Source organism: Paraburkholderia haematera (genome assembly GCF_905220975.1).
Lineage (GTDB): Bacteria > Pseudomonadota > Gammaproteobacteria > Burkholderiales > Burkholderiaceae > Paraburkholderia > Paraburkholderia haematera.
The window spans coordinates 26,942-45,542 of sequence record NZ_CAJNBK010000031.1 but is presented as its reverse complement, the minus strand read 5'-3'; the positions used below and the strand labels follow the sequence as shown (position 1 = coordinate 45,542).

Here is an 18,601-nt window from a genome sequence, read left to right as displayed (position 1 = left end):
CCGAGATCAACAATCCGTTACCAACACATCCATGAGTTCGATTCAACTCAATCGCGTGACCCGCGCTGACGCCGCCGATTTAATCGCCGCCAATCGTGCGAATCAGGACTACCAGCTGCCGTGGGTCACGTCTTTCACGGACCAGGCGGGATTCGATAGTTGGTTTGGACGTTGCCTGACCGGCCCGAACGTCGGGCTTGTTGCCCGGGAGCGGGTTTCCGGGCAGATCGTCGGTGTTGTCAACATCAGCGAGATCGTTGCCGGTGCATTCCAGAGTGCTTACCTCGGCTACTACGGAATGGTGAACTTCAGCCGGAAAGGGTTGATGACCGAGACGCTGCGAGCCGCTGTGGATTATGCGTTCCACGACCTCGGGTTGCATCGGCTTGAAGCAAACATCCAGCCTGAAAACGAAGCGTCAATAGCCTTGGTGCGCCGTGTCGGACTTCAGAAGGAAGGTTTTTCGCCGCGCTATCTTCGCATCAATGGCGAATGGCGAGATCATGAGCGATGGGCGTTGCTCTCCGATATGCTCAATGCAAGCTGACAGGAACGTCGTTGGCGATACGCGGCCGAAATCGACGGCTCACGTTTTACTGACGGCAACCAGGTGTCAGCTTCCGCTTACGCAGAAAAACGGGCCGTGAGGCCCGCAAAGTAGTTTGACCGCTATGCGATGCTGTTAGCACTCGCCTTTTTTAGCGTGTCCCGGAGGGCAGTGACCATGATCGTCATGGTGCTGATGCTCGTCCCATTCCTGGCGTCCCCAGTAGCGGTGACCATCCCAGTATCGGTCGCCGTGCCACCCTTGTTGAATAACGACGGGTGCCACGACAACAGGGGCAGGTATGCCGATATTGACGTCTACATTGACGGCGTTGGCCACGCCGGATACGCCAATTCCAAGGCTCGCGATCAACGATGCCAAGAGAGGATATTTCACACCGTACTCCGAAGTTGATTTTAATGAATGCACTCGACCTGTCGCTGCAGTGATTATGCACGGCAGGTGAGACGCCGATCCTCCGTAAACGGGCGACATCGCAATTTCGTTGACGGAAATTCCACAGACGGCAGGCTATTTAATAAGGATTAACATTATTTTCGATGCAGCGTGACTTACGCAGTGTTGCTGGCTTGACCAGCCCGGTTGCGAATTGCGTGTGCCCCCTTTTTGAAGCTTCATGAATGCCTGAACGGCTCAACTTAAGATATTCGTCGAACATTATCGAAGCGAAGAAAACGGGTCGCAATCGGTCCTCATCGAACTGTGATCGAGCGGCGTGGAGCCGTGGGAATCTATGCGCTCCCGCCGTGCGCCGTTATTTTGTCGCGCAACTCCAGCGTCAATGCTTCGATACGCTCGCTCATCTGCTTTGTGAGGGCGGTGAGCTGCGTGTTCTGTTCAAGCAATGCAACCAGCTGTTCGGTCTGCCTCGCCGCCAGCGCCTGCCGTTGTTCGCTTGCACTCGCAAGGTCTTCGCGGTGACGAGCGTCGGCGTCAGAATGAACCTTGTCGCGATCCGCCTGGCGTGTTTGTGCGAGCAGAATGAGCGGCGCAGCGTAAGCGGCCTGGAGACTGAAGGCAAGGTTCAGAAGAATGAAAGGATAAACGTCGAACTTCGTAAAACCCAGCATGTTCACTGCAATCCAGACCGCAACAATCAGTGTCTGCGCAATCAGAAAAGTTGGTGTTCCGAAGAAACGCGCGAAGCTTTCGGCCTTCAGCGCGAACCAGTCGTCGCCGAACACCGAGTTGAGATGGACGTGCGGCATGTGGAACCGATAGTGATGATTGGCGTTCCCATTGGGTTCGTGGTGTGGGGCGTGTTTGTGATTCGCATCGCTCATGATGGTAACCCGTTGATGAAGGATGATTTTGGCGCCGGTCCTGACCCGTCTGTTGGACAGGCTGGGCCGATGCCGTCGATGTCACGTTTGGCGGTTACCGCGGTGTCGGAATATCGGGTAGGTCGTCCGACGCCCGCAGCGCCGCGTTGGCCGTGACAAGCAAGCTCGCATCGTGTTCGCGCAACGCTGCATCCACCGTGTCGAACGCCTTCTTCAGTTTCTTCCAGTCGGATTTCGTCGCATCGTCAGCCTCTGAAATCGCATCGGCTTCTTTCTTCATGCGCTTGACGAGCTTCGCGGCGAACCGGCTATCGAGCGTCCCTTCGTGGAGAAACCCATTGATCTGCGTTGTCAGCGCCGTCAGCGTTGCCGGTGTTGTCTCGTTTCGATCGCGGGTAGGGGTGGAGGAGGATTTCTTGCTCATCAGGATTCTCCGATGCGAGTTTGCTCGCAGTGGGCAGCATGTGGTCCGCGCTAAACACAGACTTTTGAAAAAGTGACAGAGGTTCGGTATGGCGCCGCGGTGTAACGCGGCATTCGGGAAAAGGCCGTATCAGAGATTGTCGGACGGGAATTACACAGCGTCGAGCGTAGCATGGCTTCGTGGTCGCCAAATGACGCTCCGGGTAGACATGCCTTCGTGTAGGGGGCACATGGGTCACGTGCCGACCCTCACCCGGGGGATGTCCCCGCAAGTAGACCAGGAATACGATGGCTTCACGGCATCCCGATTTCTGGAGATGCCTCACCCATGGATCGATAGTTTCAAATTGCGCGATATCGCGCAATTACCGTTTGGAGTTGACACGTGCCTGAACGCAATGTGGTCATTCCCGCCTTCCTGGGCCGCGCGCTGAAAAATGAAATGACGAGAACCGGGACGAGCGGATCGTCCGTGGAACATCAATATTTCCCCGTCATTCTGACCTTTGCCATTGCCTCACATATACGGGTTCCGGTCCGATACTGGTCGAGGCGGCAACCGGCGCCTGTGGCAGCATCGCCATGGGCAATACACCTGCCCAGATCGGTAAGTCCAGGTCTGATTCATCGTCACTCGGCCCGCCCGTTCGAACTTTCGCGGCGGCTTCATCGAGCGCAATACCTAGAATTGTGGTCGCGGCAAACTCTTTCGCATTCCCTTGCCGTGCATCCCGCTCGCGACCTGGCGCAATGAATCTCATGAAAACGTCCATTAGCCGGCGTTTTTCCATCTCATCATTTACGGCATCAAAACGGCCGTAAATGATAGCGGAGCGGTAATTCATGGCGTGATTAAACGCCGACTTTGCCAACACGAGTCCGTCCAGAAGGGTGATCGCCACCGATACCTCTTTGGTACTGGCCAGTTGACGAATTAGCCGCCCGCCATTAGAACCGTGAACGTATAGACGATCACCGTCGCGCCAGCACGCTGTGGGAATGCAATGACTCGATTCGCCGTCGTAGAAAGAAATATGGCAGACGTAAGCAGCATCGATGATCGAATACAGCACGGACTGGTCGTAGAGCGCAAGCTCAGGCAAACGGCGAACGCGTGTGCGGGCAGTAGCGGATGGCATTGGCAGCAGGTGTCCTTGGTATATAGACGGCACCGCAGTTTAGATTGGCATCGCTTTCCTTTCCAGAACCAGCACGCATCTATTTCTTGGAGCCAATACCGGCGTTCGAATTCGATGTGCCTACCTCGCATACCTTTCTGAATCGCGCCAAGGCTGGCGGGGCGACAGTCGTTCTCGATGGGTTAAATGACGAGGCCGTGAAGAGTATTGTCCTTGTTAGTCCAGACGGCCACGAATTCGACCTTTGCGCAAGCGATGACTAGTCTGTTGTCCTATGCGGAAATATAAACCTGCCTGTCGGTCGCGAGTCGGAGTAGATCAATGGTGAGTGTTCGCTCGCGAGAGTATCGAGGGTCCGTTCAGGGTTGACCTGAGACGGTCGTCGTCCGTCGCAGTTTGGCCACAAGCGGCCGTTCGACATCAGCATCCAGATCGTTGACAATTGAGTTACTGTCTTTGGTCATTGACCGTGACGCGAAACGTATGAGCCACCTGCGGAACGACAATTGACCGACGCCGACCTGGAGTTGTACCGACGAGTGGACGAAGTCTTGTACTACGTCTGGGACCCGATCGGGATTGCACAAAGCCCGGTGGCACGCGATGAGTATCAAGGATATCTGCCGAAGGTGTTCGCCATGTTGCAAGAAGGAGCAGACGCATCGTCCGTCGCAGGATATCTGGACACGGTCGCGACCGAGAGAATGGGATTGCAGGAGAACGGTGAGCATTCAAAACACGTCGCCGAGCTGCTGCTGGATTGGAAGACTATGATCTACAGGCCTCGGTAGCGGCAAACTTCAACTCATTATCTATGCGGCGGCGATTCGTCTCCGGGCCGGCTGCAACCAAGACGGCGCTCAGCGGCGCCAATAAGCTCCGCGTCGCTTCCTGACCGTTCTGCACGGAGCTGCACAGAAATCCAGATCGTGATTCTCAATTACTGTCGAATGGGGAAAACCAGATGAAACTCCAGGCCGGATACGATCAGACGTTTCAGTATGTGCGACAAAATGCGCACGGCCTGACGTACGAAGTTGGGTTTCACATATATCAGCGCAACGACGGAACATTTATATTCGGCTACGAAGTAGTGCAGGAGGCAACTGATTGTCGATTCGGAAATGGCGCTAGTAGGTTGGACTTCGAGGGCACGCGCGAAGAAGCGGAAGCACATGTGCGGGCATTACTAGAAAAGATGATCGATAATCTGACGGACGAGGGCGAGGAGAGAGTAACGCGAACAGGCGAACGTGCCGGTTATCGAATTGTCGAATGGAACGACGGGACTGACGGGGCTATCGAGGACTTGGTTCTATGCTATCCAGAATTAGTGCTCGGGCGATATGTTGCAATCGCAAGTTGTGACAGCGGCCCATATGCGCCGACCGATGAGGAATTCACGGCAGGATGGTCAAAGATCGGCGCACTCGCGGTCAGTCCGTTAGTCAAGGTGATATCTCAGCTTCCGATGCCAGGCTTTGACGAGTGGTACGTGTACGATAGGCTGCTAAAACTTGAGCCCCATGCAAATTTCGTAAATCGTTTAGGGTTTAGTCCGCTCAACGTCGATGACACGTACACGGAAGAATTCTGGAGGCAGGTCATCAAGTTGGAGCCTCTGCATGTGCTCGGTTCAGGTACACCCGGTTTATTCTTAGTCACGCGTGACAAAACGCTTTTCGAGGCAGCAGCTCGTAATGTAACACCCTGAGGGCGACGGGCAATTCTGACGGGGCCACCAAAAAGAGGGAGGACATGGATAAGATCTTTGTGCCTCGATACGCGACTGATAGCCAATTGTTGGAAATCGCCGGCAATTGGATAGACCTTCTTGCCAAGCAAGAGTATGAAACCGTTGCTTCGGCTCTCGGGTATGCCGTGGCGTTCGGTGAGCCGCCTGCAGAATGTATTCGCCGGGAAATCCGACAATATCGCTCCTCCACATTCTTTCCCGGTGTCGACGATTTTCGCGTCACGGAGAAAGCATAGACCATCGGTGGTAACCCACAGCCTCGACAGATTGTCACTCGGTATAAGCCAAATTCAACCAGACCGTGGGCAGCCATCGACTACGACCTGCCGCTAAATGGAAAATGGAGCAACTTGTGCGCCAATTTCGTAATCTTTGAAACTAACGAGGCTGATCCTCGCCTGGTCTTGTCTTTGGAGGACATTAGCTCTTACTAACGAGGGCAAGGGGCGCTGACATCGGCCAGCAAGCAGAGCGCGCGGCAAGCAATGCATGAGTGACCGCAATTGAGACGCGCGAAGGTCGGCTTCGGGTCGACCTGAGACAGTCGTCATCCGTCGCAGTGCGGCCAGGAGCTGCCAATCGATCAAGTGCGGTAATGGCCATTCGAGTGTCGGCTCCAGTCGGCTTTCCGCCGTCTGGTTCGGATCCCCGAAGCTTTTCCTGGTAGGAAAGTATGCGTCGCCGATCTGATTCAACACGCTACCTTCTTGACATCGTTGCGCGGCTGATTTGTCAGGATGGCGCTCGTAATAACGTGAAAGAGATGATCCCCCCGTGGCGCGAATCCGGGCTGGCCGACGAGCCAGCCGAGCGCCGACATCAGGGCGAACAGGTCGACCCCATCCATATCGGCGCGCGCCGTTCCCTCAGCCTGAGCGCGGAGCAGTAGTCGCGCGCCCGCTGAACGCAGCGCTGTGCTCGAAGCGTGAAGCGCGGAGTCCGGGTCCGCGTGCGCGGTCGCAAACAAGGCGCAAATACCGTTATAGCTACGAACGAATGCAACCCCTTCGCGAAACCAGGACACCAGCGCTTCGTCAGGTGGATTCGACGTTTCGAGTTCGGCTGCCTGCTGTATCAGTTCGTCCACGTTCATGCGCAGCAACGCTTCGAACAAGGCTTCTCGTGTCGGGAAATGGCGAAATAGTGTGGCCAACCCGACGTCGGCCCGGCGGGCGATATCTCGCATGGACGCATCGGCACCATGTTCGGTGACGACGTCACGCGCGACTGCAAGGAGATGGCTGTAATTTTTTCTGGCGTCGGCTCGCATGGCTTTTCTTGACAAATGGATCGGTGATCCATATATTCCAATCAGGATCTGGATCAGTGATCCATAAGATACAGCGCATTTGTCCAAATGGGAACAGAGACGCTGTCCGACACCACGAAAGGAGATGTCATGGGAAAGCTTGAGGGTAAGGTTGCAGTCATCACGGGTGGATCGAGCGGCATGGCGCTGGCGAGCGCCAAGCGGTTCGTTGAAGAAGGCGCCTATGTTTTCATCACGGGCCGGAGGCAGGAGGCGCTCGACGAGGCCGTCAAGCTGATTGGCCGGAACGTGACCGGCGTGCGCGGCGACTCGGCCAATCTCGACGACCTCGACCGCCTGTTCGATACAGTCAAGCGGGAAAAGGGCAAGATCGACATCCTGTTCGCGAGCGCAGGCACGGGCGAAGCCGTCCCTCTGGGCGAGATTACCGAGCAGCACTTCGATGCGACCTTCGGTCTGAATACGCGCGGAACGCTGTTTGCGGTTCAGAAGGCGTTGCCGCTGTTCAACGATGGCGGATCGATCTTCATGACCGGGTCAGTTGCTTCGGTGAAAGGTTTTCCTGGTTATGGCGTGTATGCGGCGAGCAAGGCGGCGTTGCGCTCATTCGCACGCACTTGGCTTAACGAACTCAAGGGCAGGAATATCCGGGTGAACGTGCTGAGCCCGGGGCCGATCGCCACACCGATGCAGGACCAGGTTCTCACCGAGGAGGCGAAGCGGATGTTCGAATCCCTGATCCCGCGGGGAAAGATGGGTCGTCCTGATGAAATTGCGACGGTCGCGCTGTTTCTTGCTTCAGACGATTCGAGCTTCGTGAATGGGGTGGAGTTGTCTGTCGACGGCGGCTTCTCGGCCATCTGAAATCGCGCCGATAAGCGTGTAGAAGGACCTGTCAACTCGACGAAGATGATTCGAGTTGCGTCTATAAATATGGAATCCTGATCAACACCGAATGGAGAGTTCGCATGAGCTATTCGATTATTGGCTTTGGCGCGGTAGGCCAGGCACTCGCCCGAGCATTTGCAAGAAAGAACATCGATGTGACCGTCGCCAGCCGGCGCCCTCCCGAGACGTTGATGCAGCGGGCACAAGCGATCGGCCCCACCGTTGTACCCGGGACGCTGCAGGATGCAATCGCGTCCGACACGATCTTTCTTGCGGTTCCGTTTTGGGAGCATCGCGAAGTCGCGGAGCAGATCACAACCTGGCAGGGCAAGACGATCATCGACACGACAAATGCTTTCGGTGTTCCCGTTGAAGACCTGGAAGGTCAGCCGCCGGCCGCGGTTGTTGCCAAAGCGTTTACCGGCGCCAGGTTCGTAAAGGGCTTTAACCATCTGCCCGCTGCCCTTCTGGCCGCTGATCCGAGCGTGAATGGCGGCAGCCGCGTCGTGTTTTTGTCGAGCGATGACGAGAATGCGGTGGCACCGGTCGCTGCTTTGGCCGAGCAACTCGGTTTCGCGCCGATTGCGCTAGGACCGCTCAAGGATGGCGGCTCGCTTGTCCAAGGCAGGGGGAATACCTGGGGTCAGCTGATCTTCAAGGATCTCGTCAAGTTCAAATAGCGGCGCCTCACGACAAAGTCACAGCGGCCACGCGCATCGCTAAACGCGTGCTGGTGATCTGACCGAGATTCGGTTAGTGCCTCTGAGCGAGTGCATGATGGCCGCTAGCAACCCGCCGGCTGCGAGCGCCCCTGCGGCCGACGTGATGCGGATGGCGACAGTTTCTTCGAACAACTCGTCGAACTCTTGCGCGTTCATTGTCGTGTAGTTTGATGTGGGAGATGTACTTCTCCAATGATGAACGGCCGCTGTTGGGAAATCTGTGCACACTGGTTTTAACTTGCCTTGATGGTGCAAGGGAGAAAGCTTTTTGCTTTTATAGACTTCGATAGCACCGACCCGACTTCCGTCAGGATGAAGGCACGACTAGATGCCCATGTTGCCGAAGGAATATTGCATTCACACGAAGAAATTTTCGAAGGTAAAAATCTAGCAGGGCGTCGTATCGGCCAAACCCTTTACACAGTTACCAGTTCGCCAGCTCTTAACCCAACAGCTGCCAGCGGCTCAGGCAACTGGGCAAAGCTCAGAAACACCTCCCCGCCGTCGCGCACGCCCTACCTGACTGTGAAGTTCTCCTTCATAGCCCGTCAACATTGTGATGAATAGTCGCTCGCGAAAATCGCTGATACCTTGGCACCAGTAATTCACGAGTGAGGATTCTGCAATGACTGATGCACTTGATGGCGTGCGCGACCACTATCGCGCGACCGGCCTGACCGAGCGGCTGAAGATCGCGCTCACGGTCCTTGGGCCGGAGGATCAGCTGCTCACACCACAGCAACTGGGCGCCCTCGACCACTTTCACACGCGCGGGCTTGCTGCCACCGCCGATCTTGCCCAACTGGCCGGAATCTCCGCCGACATGTCGGTGCTGGACGTTGGTTCGGGCGTTGGCGGGCCGGCCCGTTTTCTGGCTGCAACCTATGGCTGCCGGGTGACGGGTATCGACCTCAGTGAGCCGTTCGTGGTTGCTGCACGCTATCTCACCCAGCGCACAGGGCAGAGCGAACACGTGTCGTTCCATACCGCCAGTGCGCTGGACCTTCCCTTCGACGGCAACTGTTTCGACGCCGTATTGCTGCAGCACGTGGCGATGAACATTGCAGAGCGCGCCCGGCTATACCGGGAGATCCGACGCGTGCTGAGACCAGGCGGAAGATTCGCGACGTTCGACGTAGTCGCAAACGGCCGCGAGCCGTACTATCCCGTTCCGTGGGCGCGAACGCCGACAACGAGCTTTCTCCTTACGGCCAATGCAACGCGCGAGGCGATCGAACAAGCAGATTTCCGCACGCTGACATGTCGAAATGACACCGAGGCAGCAAAGGCCTGGTTCGCCGAGCTGCGTGCGTCAGGGCCGCCGCCCTCACCAAATCTCGGCGTTGTCATGGGACCAGACTTCGCAGAGCTTACCACCAACCTGGGACGAAATCTCCAGGAAGACCGACTCGGCATTCTCACTGCGGTGTTCGAAGCCGCATGATGAAACGCCTTCTTCTTAATTTGACAGCAGCCTCTGTGCTGGTCGCTTCTGCTGGAGTCTCCATGGCGCAAACCACTTCGATGCCCACCACGCCAACCACGAAGATATTGGCGATTGGCACCTTTCCGCCGGGCACGGACATGCAACTTGTCCAGCACATTCTTCCGACCGAAGTTCGCGAGACAGCGCAGCTCTACCTCGAGGGCAAGATTGACCAGTGGTATTCATTGCAAGACCGGGCTGGGGTGGCGTTCATCCTGAACGTTACGGACCTAACTCAAGCGCATGAAATGCTTGAGGCACTTCCCTTGGGGAAAGCGCACTTAATGACATTCTCGCTCCTCCCAATGGGCCCACTGAAGCCGTTGAGTAAGCTTTTGAATCCGCCTTCCCCCCAGTAGAAAGCGCTAGAGTGTACTGGGCTGCTGCGCCGCTGGTTTTCTTGGAGACGCAGGCAACGTGGGCAGACTATCTCGCCGTTGTGGCGATGAAGGCGGTGGTAGATACAGACGGGCCCTGTTCGTTTGGGTAGCAAGGAGATACGTCGTACAACTCCGACGTGATTGGGCCTCTTGAGTCTCCGCGAACTGGTTTTGCTGGCGGCACGAGGCCGCGACCGGTCAGTTGCGGTCGTTCGACATGAGTGTGTAGTTCGTCGACAATGAATATCGAATTCCTGTATTCGCATGCTCTCGAAAAGTAGCTTAGATAAAACCGATGAATATCCGCTTCCCAAAACCGCTTGTTCATGGTGATCTCATCGCGATAACTGCACCCTCATCCGGGGTGCCTGCGCCTTTGCATCCGCGCCTCGATCGGGCAATCGATGCGCTACGCCATCGTGGTTATCGGGTCGTCGAGGGCGAATGTCTTCGCCAGCAATACAAGTCTGCCAGCGCCGCGCGCGAACAGCGTGCTTCGGAGCTGATGCGATTTCTCACGGCACCCGACGTTGCGGCTGTTATGCCGCCGTGGGGTGGTGAACTCGCGATGGATTTGCTTCCGCTTATCGACTTTCGGGCGCTGGAGAACGTCCCGGCCAAATGGTTTTCAGGCTTTTCGGATATCAGTACGCTACATCTTCCCCTTACCACCATTGCAGGCTGGGCGACGCTGCATGGTCCGAATTTGATGGAGCTCGGATATAGCGATACAGATGCGGTAACGGCTGCAGTCTGGGATGTACTGACAGCAAAACCCGACTCGACGCTCGCTCAAAGCGCATCGAAACATCATCAGCACCAAGGTGCGGGCTGGCCGGGCGAATTTGGCCCGCTTCTAGATGAAGAAACGCAGTGGAAACGATTGGGTGACGGCCCAGCCGATCTTGCGCTCAACGGTCGATTGATCGGAGGTTGCCTCGATACGATCTCGCGGCTTGCCGGAACTCGCTTTGGCAATGTGCCCGATTATATAAAGGCATGCGGAGCCGACGGGACGCTTCTCTATCTGGAGAACGCGGAAATGAAGCCGGTCCAGGTGCTGCGAGCTCTTCATAGCCTGCGAATGAATGGGTGGTTCGAGGGAGTGTCGGGAGTACTTCTGGGGCGCAACGCAATACCAGATAGCCTGCAACCCGATAGCTTTAACTACATCGATGCGCTGCAATCGGTGCTGGGCGATCTTCAGTGCCCTGTGCTGTACGACCTGGACATTGGTCATGTACCGCCCCAGCTTTCGCTCGTGAACGGCGCACTGGCCCAAGTCGAGATACACGATGGCCATGGAGAAGTCATTCAGCGGCTAAGGGCATCCACGACTTAATTTCTTTTGACGCGACCGTCCGTTATTTAGAAAGCTGAAGGTCTCTTGAGGGGCGATTCGTGACGGTCGTCTTCTGTCCGGGGCCAAGGCCAATTGTTGCCGTTCACAAAAGATATAAAGCCGCCATTCCAACGGCCGATTGACCTCGATAGCGGTCCTTTCGATCAAGCCCAGGATCGACGCGATGGGCCAAATCCGGAAATGGCCACCCTACCTCTTTTTTATCAGCTCGTCGGAGGGCAAGAGTAGACTGGTCATTTGGGGCAATGTTTGGATATGATGACTTGCAGCCTGCGCACGGTGCATGACAATTGCAAATTGCTCGAAGAGCAGGGAGGAATGTCCATGTTTCGTAAACTCGTAATTGGCGCGCTAGGCGCCATGGCTGTTTTGTTCTCGACTACGGCATTCGCGCAAGGTACTGCGGCGGACGCTAAGGCCATGCTTGAAAAGACGGTTGCGGCCATCAAAGCCGAAAAGACCAAGACGCTCGACCAGATCAACAAGGGCGAAAACGGCTTCCTTGTTGGCGACCTCTATCCGTTCTGCTTCAATCTCAGCGACGGACTCCTCGTCGCGGTCGGCAATCCCAACGTTAAGGGGTTGCTCGGCAAGGATGCGAGGACATTTAAGGACCCTACGGGCGACGTGTATGGCCCAAGGCTCTATGATGCGGCAAAAGAGGGGCAGGTCAACGAGGTCAGCTACATGTCTCCCAAGGCCGGCGCTGACAAGGCGTGGGTGCCGAAGGCGAGCTTCGTTACCGCGGTCGCCGGCCTGGGATGCGGCGTCGGTTACTACAAGTAGTCCGACCAAACCAACCGTCATATGGGCGCCGAACTGCCGAACTCCGACGCCCACACAATGCTATTTTCTCGCGTGCCCGGTCAGTTCTGATGCCCTTCACTCCGCATGTGCGGTTTGCCATCGAGGCTGGTCAGTTTTGATATCCGCCTCGGGTCATTCGCGTCGATATTGTCATGTCTGCTACCTTGTCCGCTATCCACAAGAACCGGCGCACGTGGCAAGCCTGCGCGGATGACCGGATCCCTCTGTTAGCTGCCCTTGGATGCTCGGCCACGCGATCGGCGCGAATGGGTTGAACTGAGCCGATTCGTCTCAGGCGGCCAACTGCGGACGTTGGCCTACGCGTTCTGGCGGACATTCGACCGTCCGATCCGCTTCGTACATCGAACCTTCTTGCGCGGGTCGTGTCCGTCATACCTTCGGCCGAAGCAGCCAGCCAAGGGTACTACGTGCGTCTGCTATGAGAAGAGTACTTGAACTGCCAGCGTCGAACAAAAGCTGCCGGTCAAACCGACATGCAGCCCAACGGAAAGACATGCCCCGTTCTTTCCCTACTCTTTTGTAGGATATCTACCCATCGGCACTGTCAAAGGCTTGCGCGACAATCGTCTACAACACACTAGCCGGTCGGTCCGTCAAGATCATGCCTCGCCTTTTCCATTCGAAGATTGGCGGCATTCTCAGATTGCTTGCAATCCCGATGGCAATGCTCGCACCGCCGGTCTCGCAAACCCTTTCGGCCGATCAACGTGTCGATCTGACCGCGGGCGCTTTATGTTCCGCGCGGAACGGTCCTGACTTTCAGTTACCTAACGAAGTACCCGCCCGGCCGATCCGGCCCCTTCCTGCTGATGGCACGCATCAGGAAAGTGCTATACAGGCCCGCTATCCGATGGATAGAATCCTGAAAAATTTTTGACTACCCATGAAGTTCGGCGCCCACAAACACTCAGTCGCATGGCTTGGCCTTATCGCCATGTGGCTCGTCGTTTTCGCGCCGCTTGTGAGTCAGTTGCTCGTTGCGTCCCGCGCCGATGAGCCAGTCAGTGCGATCTGTTCGGCAGTCGACAGTGACGCCGCCGCACATCATGCGTCCCCGGACAAGATCGCTGCGTGTGGATACTGCGATTTTCTCGCTCATCATGTAGCCGCTCCGAGCGTCCCTCCGGCCGGCCTCGTTGCAACGCTATCACTAGCGGATGCGCAAGTATCGGCGCCGCCCCCGTTTGTCCCTCACACCGCCGCGTTTCCCTCTGGCCGGCCTCGCGATCCTCCCGTCCTTTCCTAGTCGTCGTTTCTGTCGGCCGCAGCGTCAGTCTGATTCGTAATCAGGCCGTCGCGGCAGTCTGTCGTCTCAGGAAAACACGCACGTCTTTCCACCCGGGAAGGGGGTTGACGCGCGCCCGCATCGAGCGGAGAGGAAACCATGTCTACCAACCAGAACGCGCTATTGCGCTGCACACTGCCTTTCGTCATGGCAGCGATCTTTCCCGCTGCGGCGCACGCATGCGCCACTTGCGGCTGCTCCTTGAGCACCGACGCAGCGATGGGCTATTCCGCCGCCCCAGGCTGGCGAATCAACATCGAATACGACTTCATCAACCAGAACCAGTTGCGCAGCGGTACCGGTTCAGTGTCGAACACTCAGCCCGCCAGTATCAATGACGCCGGTGGCAGCCAGGAGGTGGAGCGCCAGACGATCAATCGATACGTCAATCTCGGCATCAGCTATAGCCCCAGCGCGAGCTGGAACTTCAGTGCGCTCATTCCTTACATCTATCGGAGTCACACGACATACGGCAACGCGACGACGGACCAACTCACTCCCGACAACGTGAGCGGCGCCACCAGCAAAGGCCTGGGGGACATCAAGCTGATCGCCAGTTATCAGGGTTTTCTTCCAACGCACAATCTTGGATTGCAGCTTGGTGTCAAGTTACCCACAGGCCGGTACGGTGGTCAGAACGTCAATACGGGCGCAACCGTTGGGCACGATCCGGTGTTCTTCTCGAACGGCCCGAATGCGGCCGCAGGCCAGGCGCTCGACACGAGCTTGCAGCCGGGCACCGGTAGTACTGACCTGATTGTTGGGGCCTACTATTACCAGGCGATCAGCCAGAACTTCGACGCGTTCATTAACGGCCAATTCCAGTCCGCAATCGTCGAAAATCTCGACCATGCCGGCGCGACATACCGCCCCGGAAATCTGGGCAGTATGAGTGTCGGCCTGCGCTACGAGGCGAATCCGAAGTGGGTTCCGCAGTTGCAGATCAACGTTACCCGCAAGAGCCATGACCAGGGCACGTTGGCGGATACTGCGAACACAGCGGGAACGGTCGTTTATGTTAGCCCTGGCATCACCGTTAATGTATGGAAAAACCTGGAGGTGTATGGCTTCGTGCAGCGCGCGATATACAGCAAGCTCGACGGTTATCAGGTGTTTCCACGCTGGACCGGTAACGTGGGGATGAGCTATGCGTTCTGACGAATCGGGCGCATCACTGGCGCCTGTGAACCTCGCGTCCTCGATATCGACTGCGCGGCGCGCGTGGTTGCGAGCCGTGCTGGCAGTGTCCATGGGCGCGGGCGGGTTGGGCCGCCCCCTGGCGGCCCGTGCGGCCACGCTGGCCGTTGGTCAACCTGCTCCGCCCCTCGTCCTTCATACACTGGATGGCCGGAGCATAAACAGCGCTGATTTGCTCGGCAAGGTAGTTATCCTTACGTTCTGGGCCACCTGGTGCGAGCCGTGCCGTGACGAACTTCCTCTGCTGTCCGCCTATGCCACGCGCAACGCAGATCGGGGGCTGCAAGTACTCGGCTTCAGTCTGGACGGCGCCGATGATCTGCCTGCGGTACGCGAGGTTGCCGCCGGCTTGAGCTTTCCGGTGGGCCTGCTGGGGAGCGCCTGGGCAGCCGACTACGGGCGCATGTGGCGCATTCCGGTGAGCTTCACGATCGGACGAACAGGCCTTCTCGCGGACAACGGGTGGGACGACAAATATCCCGTTTGGACATCTGAGCGCTTGCAGCGTGTCGTCGCGCCACTCCTAAGATAATAAATGCGTAGACGGCGGAAGAGAATCATAGTGAACGTCCGCTTGCGACAAACCTGATGGTGGATAGGGGTAGCGAAGGAGCGTTCACGCTCTCGGGTAGCGGACGTTCGCCACGGCCCTGATTCGTGGTCCTCTTCAAAATTGGAATAAATGCTGATTGGATTAGCGTTGCGTTTTTTCGCCCCAAACTTATAGAGCTTCGTGCAAAATACACCTTCTGACCTATCAGTGCTCGTCAGTAATACCGATCTCGGGTGCGCCCAAGCATAAAAATGCAGCGGCAGTCCGGGTTACGTTTACTACCAGTTCAAATGGTTACGCTAAACATGAACAGCCTACCTCAGACTAGCCAGCCGGCACTTATCGCGCGCGGTAGTCGCTTTGCAATGCCGTTTCTCGTTGTAACTATGCTTGTGATCGCGGCATGCTACGTCTTCTTCGCGCAATCGAATCCATTTTTTGAATTTGGCGATTTTTTTATGCTTTTTGTTGCCCCTCTCGTGGCGCTAATAAGCATGAACTTCACGACTCGTGCCGTATTTTTTGACGAGCGGAGTCGAGTGGGCCGCAGTGAGATTTTTTACCAAAATATCGTCAGTGTAAATCGAGGGCGGCTTCTTTTGACTATTCGATGCAACCGACCGAATGAGGTACGCGCCAAACCGCCTCATGCCAAGCTGTCGTTCTATGAAATGCGGCGATCCGAACAGGAAAAATGTCTCGAAATTCTGCGTACGCATCTCTCAGGAGCAGCCGTTTCAAACCTTTAGATTTCGAGGCGGAACATAGACGAGCGACTGAAGTGGACGGGGCGCAGTTCTAGTTAACAAGCGCGAGAGGGCGCGGATGACATCTATAAAGAAACTCAACGATATCAAGCTGGTATTGATTCTCGCGATTGCCAATATCGCAATCTTTCTTTTCCTTTGGATGCAATCGGGCTACAGCAGTCCCGACAATGGGCGTCTGCTTGACTGGGGGGCCAATTTCGCCCCGTTAACGCTGACTGGAGAGTCCTGGCGCTTGCTCAGCAGCGCTTTCCTGCACGCGAACTGGCTGCACCTGGCGCTCAATATGTACATGCTGCTGATACTGGGCAGCCTGCTCGAGCGCATGGTCGGTTCATTGCGGTTTGGCGTCATTTATCTGCTGTCCGCGATCGGCGGAAGCTTGCTAAGTGCATTCTGGCATGGCTACCACGAGGTTAGCGGTATGCAACAGGCGTTGGGCGAGCTGATCCCCGTGACGGCGATTCGTCCCGTGGTCAGCGTCGGTGCGTCGGGTGCGTTGATGGGCCTCGCCGGCGCCGCAATTGCGCTGGCAATTTGGCACCGGGACGGCTGGCCGCGCGATTCGTCCATTCGCATCAGCGGTCGTGCCGTTGCTCAGGTTATCGCCATCAATCTGGTGTCCGGTTTCTTCACGGCCGGAGTTGACCAGGCCGCGCACTGCGGTGGCCTGATTGTGGGCTTTCTGGCTGCGCTCGTGCTCTGTCAGGGCGATCCGACGAAGTCGATTTTTCTACGTGCCGGCTTGCCGCTGGTAGTCGGAGCTCTCGGCAGTGCGGCGCTTTTCGCGGTAGCCCAACACGGTCAAAGCCCCGCCTTGCTGGATTGGAAATCCCAGATCTCGGCCCAACGCGCCAATGAACAGGCTCAGCAGGACGCCATCAAGGAGACGCAGGCCGCTGAGCAGATGATTCGCGAAGACAAGCGAACCCGCCCCGCCCCCGTCGCCGCCAGCATCGCCGCCGGCACAGTCATTAGTGTGAGCAGGAATCCTGACCATATGGCTATCGGCTCGTCGGGTAAATATGTCTACGTCACGGACAATGCCGCCAACACACTGAGCGTGGTCGATGTCGCGAAGCGCGCGGTGATCCGCACTATTCAGGGAGATTCATTCAAGCCGAGCCAGTGCCTCGATAGCTACTGCCGTGGCGTGGGTGCCGCGGGTATCGCGGTGAGCGCCGACGAACGCTATGCCTATGTCGCCTCGATGCGCGAAAACAGCCTGGTGCGCATTGATTTGTCGACCGGAACGTTGCTGGACGCGGTCAAGCTGGGCAGCTTCCCGCGTGAGGTGCTCCTCTCCCCGGACGGAGACAGGCTCTTTGTCGCCAATGGCCAGGAAGACAGCGTTTCAGTTGTCAGCGTCACGCATTGGCCCCGGGTCATGGCCACACTGAAGCTGTCGGACCAGCCCGTTGCGCAAGGGGAGTTCAGGCACCCGGTCATGATGTGGCTATCGGCAGATAATCGCCGCTTCTTTGTGAATACCGTGTCGAAGTCTTCCATGCTCGAGTTCGACACCCAGACTTTCCGTCTCGTCGGGGAGCATGAACTGAACGGTTTCTCCGCTGCCATGCCCATATCGTCCGCTCGTGGCGTGTGGCTCTCCGGCGGACAACCCGCATTGGCGTGGGCTGATCCGGATACGCTCGCCGTGCGCAAGACCTATCCTGTCTGCACCTCGTCCGCCCAGATGATCGCCGGCACCAATGACGGCAAGCTCGTCGCCGTCGCGAACACCTATAGTAAAACGCCGGCGGTGAGCGTGATCAAGGTCGCCACGCGGCTCTCCATGGGAAGCTACCCCGTCGTAAGCGGCGCTTCCCAAGCGATCTTTGGCCAGGACAACAAGACGCTCTATGTCATCGGCTCAGGGCAGGATGCCGGCACGCTCTCGATACTCGATCTCGACAAGTATGTCGCGGGGGATGATGGGGAACGAGGCGACTTCCTGTGCCCAGCCTCGGCAGAAGGGGAAACGCAAGGGTCCTGAGGCTGGAGCACGGTCTTGAGCCTCTCGCCCATTGAGAAAGCGCGGGGCGTCCGGGTGTCGATCGGCATCCGGACAGAAGCAACGCAAGTGGTGGCCGCGCTCAATGGCACTCCGTTTTTGATTCACGCGGTCACGTCTTTCAAACCGTAAAAGTTATCCAATGACGGTACGCTCAGAGGCATTCCGGTCGCTTACGTGCTATATCCCGATGAAGGGCACGGGTTTGCCAAACCGGAAAATCAGGCGTCGTTCAGGGCCATCACCGAGGCGTTCCTCGCGCGGAATCTTGGCGGTCGCGCCGAGCCTATTACTCAAGACGAGATAAACAACTCTTCCATGCAGATACTGGAAGGCGCCGAGTCGCTAGGGCTGTGTGGGTAACCAGGTGATACGCCTACGCTTCAGAGCCGCCTTTGGGAGCAATGGGTTAAAAGAAATACCTTTCCCGACTCCCTCTTGGAATCGGCGAACATTGTTCGAGGCGAAGCGCCAACGGAAACTTGTTGTGATTTCGAGGTGAGCCTTCTTCGGCGGCCTCGCCATCTTCGCGATCCCGGCGCTCTTCGTTGCCACGGCGAGTGCGAAGCCGCTGGTGCGACAGCGCGGGGTGGCACACTGCTCAATGACTTCGCTCTTGATGAGGACTAGGTTCGGCACGCGTCGGACGACGAGGTAGTTAGCAAAATGTCGACCGGCT

General features: G+C 57.1%; 20 protein-coding genes. 15 read left to right on the top strand and 5 right to left on the bottom strand.

What is annotated here, in order from left to right; genetic code table 11:
* Nucleotides 1-31 precede the first annotated feature (31 nt).
* Nucleotides 32-547, top strand: a complete 516-nt coding sequence (locus KHO23_RS31165; RefSeq protein ID WP_211616362.1) for a GNAT family N-acetyltransferase — start codon at nucleotides 32-34, stop codon at nucleotides 545-547.
* A gap of 135 nt (nucleotides 548-682) precedes the next feature.
* Here the strand turns inward: KHO23_RS31165 and KHO23_RS31160 are convergent, their stop codons facing one another.
* The 4 genes from KHO23_RS31160 to KHO23_RS31145 form a co-directional block, all read right to left on the bottom strand.
* On the bottom strand, nucleotides 683-943 hold the full coding sequence (locus tag KHO23_RS31160; protein WP_211616360.1) for a hypothetical protein: 261 nt from the start codon (nucleotides 941-943) through the stop codon (nucleotides 683-685).
* A gap of 356 nt (nucleotides 944-1,299) precedes the next feature.
* On the bottom strand, nucleotides 1,300-1,851 hold the full coding sequence (locus KHO23_RS31155) for a DUF1003 domain-containing protein (protein ID WP_211616358.1): 552 nt from the start codon (nucleotides 1,849-1,851) through the stop codon (nucleotides 1,300-1,302).
* Nucleotides 1,852-1,945: 94 nt separating this feature from the next.
* Nucleotides 1,946-2,275 (bottom strand): hypothetical protein, encoded by a 330-nt coding sequence (locus tag KHO23_RS31150; protein WP_211616357.1) that lies wholly within the window; start codon nucleotides 2,273-2,275, stop codon nucleotides 1,946-1,948.
* A gap of 493 nt (nucleotides 2,276-2,768) precedes the next feature.
* Nucleotides 2,769-3,413, bottom strand: coding sequence for a pyridoxamine 5'-phosphate oxidase family protein (locus KHO23_RS31145; RefSeq protein WP_211616355.1), 645 nt, complete (start codon nucleotides 3,411-3,413; stop codon nucleotides 2,769-2,771).
* Between the two features lie 506 nt (nucleotides 3,414-3,919).
* On the opposite strand from KHO23_RS31145, the gene KHO23_RS31140 reads away from it, so the two are divergent.
* The 3 genes from KHO23_RS31140 to KHO23_RS31130 all read left to right on the top strand — a co-directional run bounded on the left by KHO23_RS31140 (nucleotide 3,920) and on the right by KHO23_RS31130 (nucleotide 5,405).
* Nucleotides 3,920-4,204 (top strand): hypothetical protein, encoded by a 285-nt coding sequence (locus tag KHO23_RS31140; RefSeq protein WP_211616404.1) that lies wholly within the window; start codon nucleotides 3,920-3,922, stop codon nucleotides 4,202-4,204.
* A gap of 173 nt (nucleotides 4,205-4,377) precedes the next feature.
* A complete protein-coding gene (locus KHO23_RS35295) occupies nucleotides 4,378-5,127 on the top strand; it encodes a hypothetical protein (RefSeq protein ID WP_236067060.1) in 750 nt (249 codons plus the stop codon).
* A gap of 44 nt (nucleotides 5,128-5,171) precedes the next feature.
* Nucleotides 5,172-5,405, top strand: coding sequence for a hypothetical protein (locus KHO23_RS31130; RefSeq protein ID WP_211616353.1), 234 nt, complete (start codon nucleotides 5,172-5,174; stop codon nucleotides 5,403-5,405).
* Nucleotides 5,406-5,860: 455 nt separating this feature from the next.
* Here the strand turns inward: KHO23_RS31130 and KHO23_RS31125 are convergent, their stop codons facing one another.
* A complete protein-coding gene (locus tag KHO23_RS31125) occupies nucleotides 5,861-6,439 on the bottom strand; it encodes a TetR/AcrR family transcriptional regulator (RefSeq protein WP_211616400.1) in 579 nt (192 codons plus the stop codon).
* 129 nt (nucleotides 6,440-6,568) lie between these two features.
* On the opposite strand from KHO23_RS31125, the gene KHO23_RS31120 reads away from it, so the two are divergent.
* The 11 genes from KHO23_RS31120 (at nucleotide 6,569) to KHO23_RS31070 (ending at nucleotide 17,904) form a co-directional block, all read left to right on the top strand.
* Entirely contained in the window at nucleotides 6,569-7,303 is a 735-nt protein-coding gene (locus tag KHO23_RS31120) for an SDR family NAD(P)-dependent oxidoreductase (RefSeq protein ID WP_211616350.1), read from the top strand.
* A gap of 104 nt (nucleotides 7,304-7,407) precedes the next feature.
* On the top strand, nucleotides 7,408-8,007 hold the full coding sequence (locus KHO23_RS31115; RefSeq protein WP_211616348.1) for an NADPH-dependent F420 reductase: 600 nt from the start codon (nucleotides 7,408-7,410) through the stop codon (nucleotides 8,005-8,007).
* Nucleotides 8,008-8,674: 667 nt separating this feature from the next.
* Complete coding sequence (locus tag KHO23_RS31110) at nucleotides 8,675-9,493, top strand: class I SAM-dependent methyltransferase (protein ID WP_211616346.1); 819 nt, start codon at nucleotides 8,675-8,677, stop codon at nucleotides 9,491-9,493.
* Entirely contained in the window at nucleotides 9,490-9,894 is a 405-nt protein-coding gene (locus KHO23_RS31105) for a hypothetical protein (protein ID WP_236067059.1), read from the top strand. The genes KHO23_RS31110 and KHO23_RS31105 overlap by 4 nt, the downstream gene beginning before the upstream one ends.
* Nucleotides 9,895-10,210: 316 nt before the next feature.
* A complete protein-coding gene (locus KHO23_RS31100) occupies nucleotides 10,211-11,257 on the top strand; it encodes a S66 family peptidase (protein WP_211616344.1) in 1,047 nt (348 codons plus the stop codon).
* Between the two features lie 345 nt (nucleotides 11,258-11,602).
* On the top strand, nucleotides 11,603-12,064 hold the full coding sequence (locus KHO23_RS31095) for a cache domain-containing protein (protein WP_211616342.1): 462 nt from the start codon (nucleotides 11,603-11,605) through the stop codon (nucleotides 12,062-12,064).
* A gap of 925 nt (nucleotides 12,065-12,989) precedes the next feature.
* Nucleotides 12,990-13,352: a DUF2946 domain-containing protein gene (locus KHO23_RS31090; protein ID WP_211616340.1), complete on the top strand. Its 363-nt coding sequence runs from the start codon at nucleotides 12,990-12,992 to the stop codon at nucleotides 13,350-13,352.
* A gap of 138 nt (nucleotides 13,353-13,490) precedes the next feature.
* On the top strand, nucleotides 13,491-14,549 hold the full coding sequence (locus KHO23_RS31085; protein ID WP_211616338.1) for a transporter: 1,059 nt from the start codon (nucleotides 13,491-13,493) through the stop codon (nucleotides 14,547-14,549).
* On the top strand, nucleotides 14,539-15,120 hold the full coding sequence (locus KHO23_RS31080; RefSeq protein ID WP_211616336.1) for a peroxiredoxin family protein: 582 nt from the start codon (nucleotides 14,539-14,541) through the stop codon (nucleotides 15,118-15,120). The genes KHO23_RS31085 and KHO23_RS31080 overlap by 11 nt, the downstream gene beginning before the upstream one ends.
* Before the next feature lie 326 nt (nucleotides 15,121-15,446).
* Entirely contained in the window at nucleotides 15,447-15,890 is a 444-nt protein-coding gene (locus KHO23_RS31075; RefSeq protein WP_211616334.1) for a hypothetical protein, read from the top strand.
* A 76-nt stretch (nucleotides 15,891-15,966) separates the two neighbouring features.
* Nucleotides 15,967-17,904, top strand: a complete 1,938-nt coding sequence (locus KHO23_RS31070; RefSeq protein ID WP_211616332.1) for a rhomboid family intramembrane serine protease — start codon at nucleotides 15,967-15,969, stop codon at nucleotides 17,902-17,904.
* The last annotated feature ends 697 nt before the right edge of the window (nucleotides 17,905-18,601 follow it).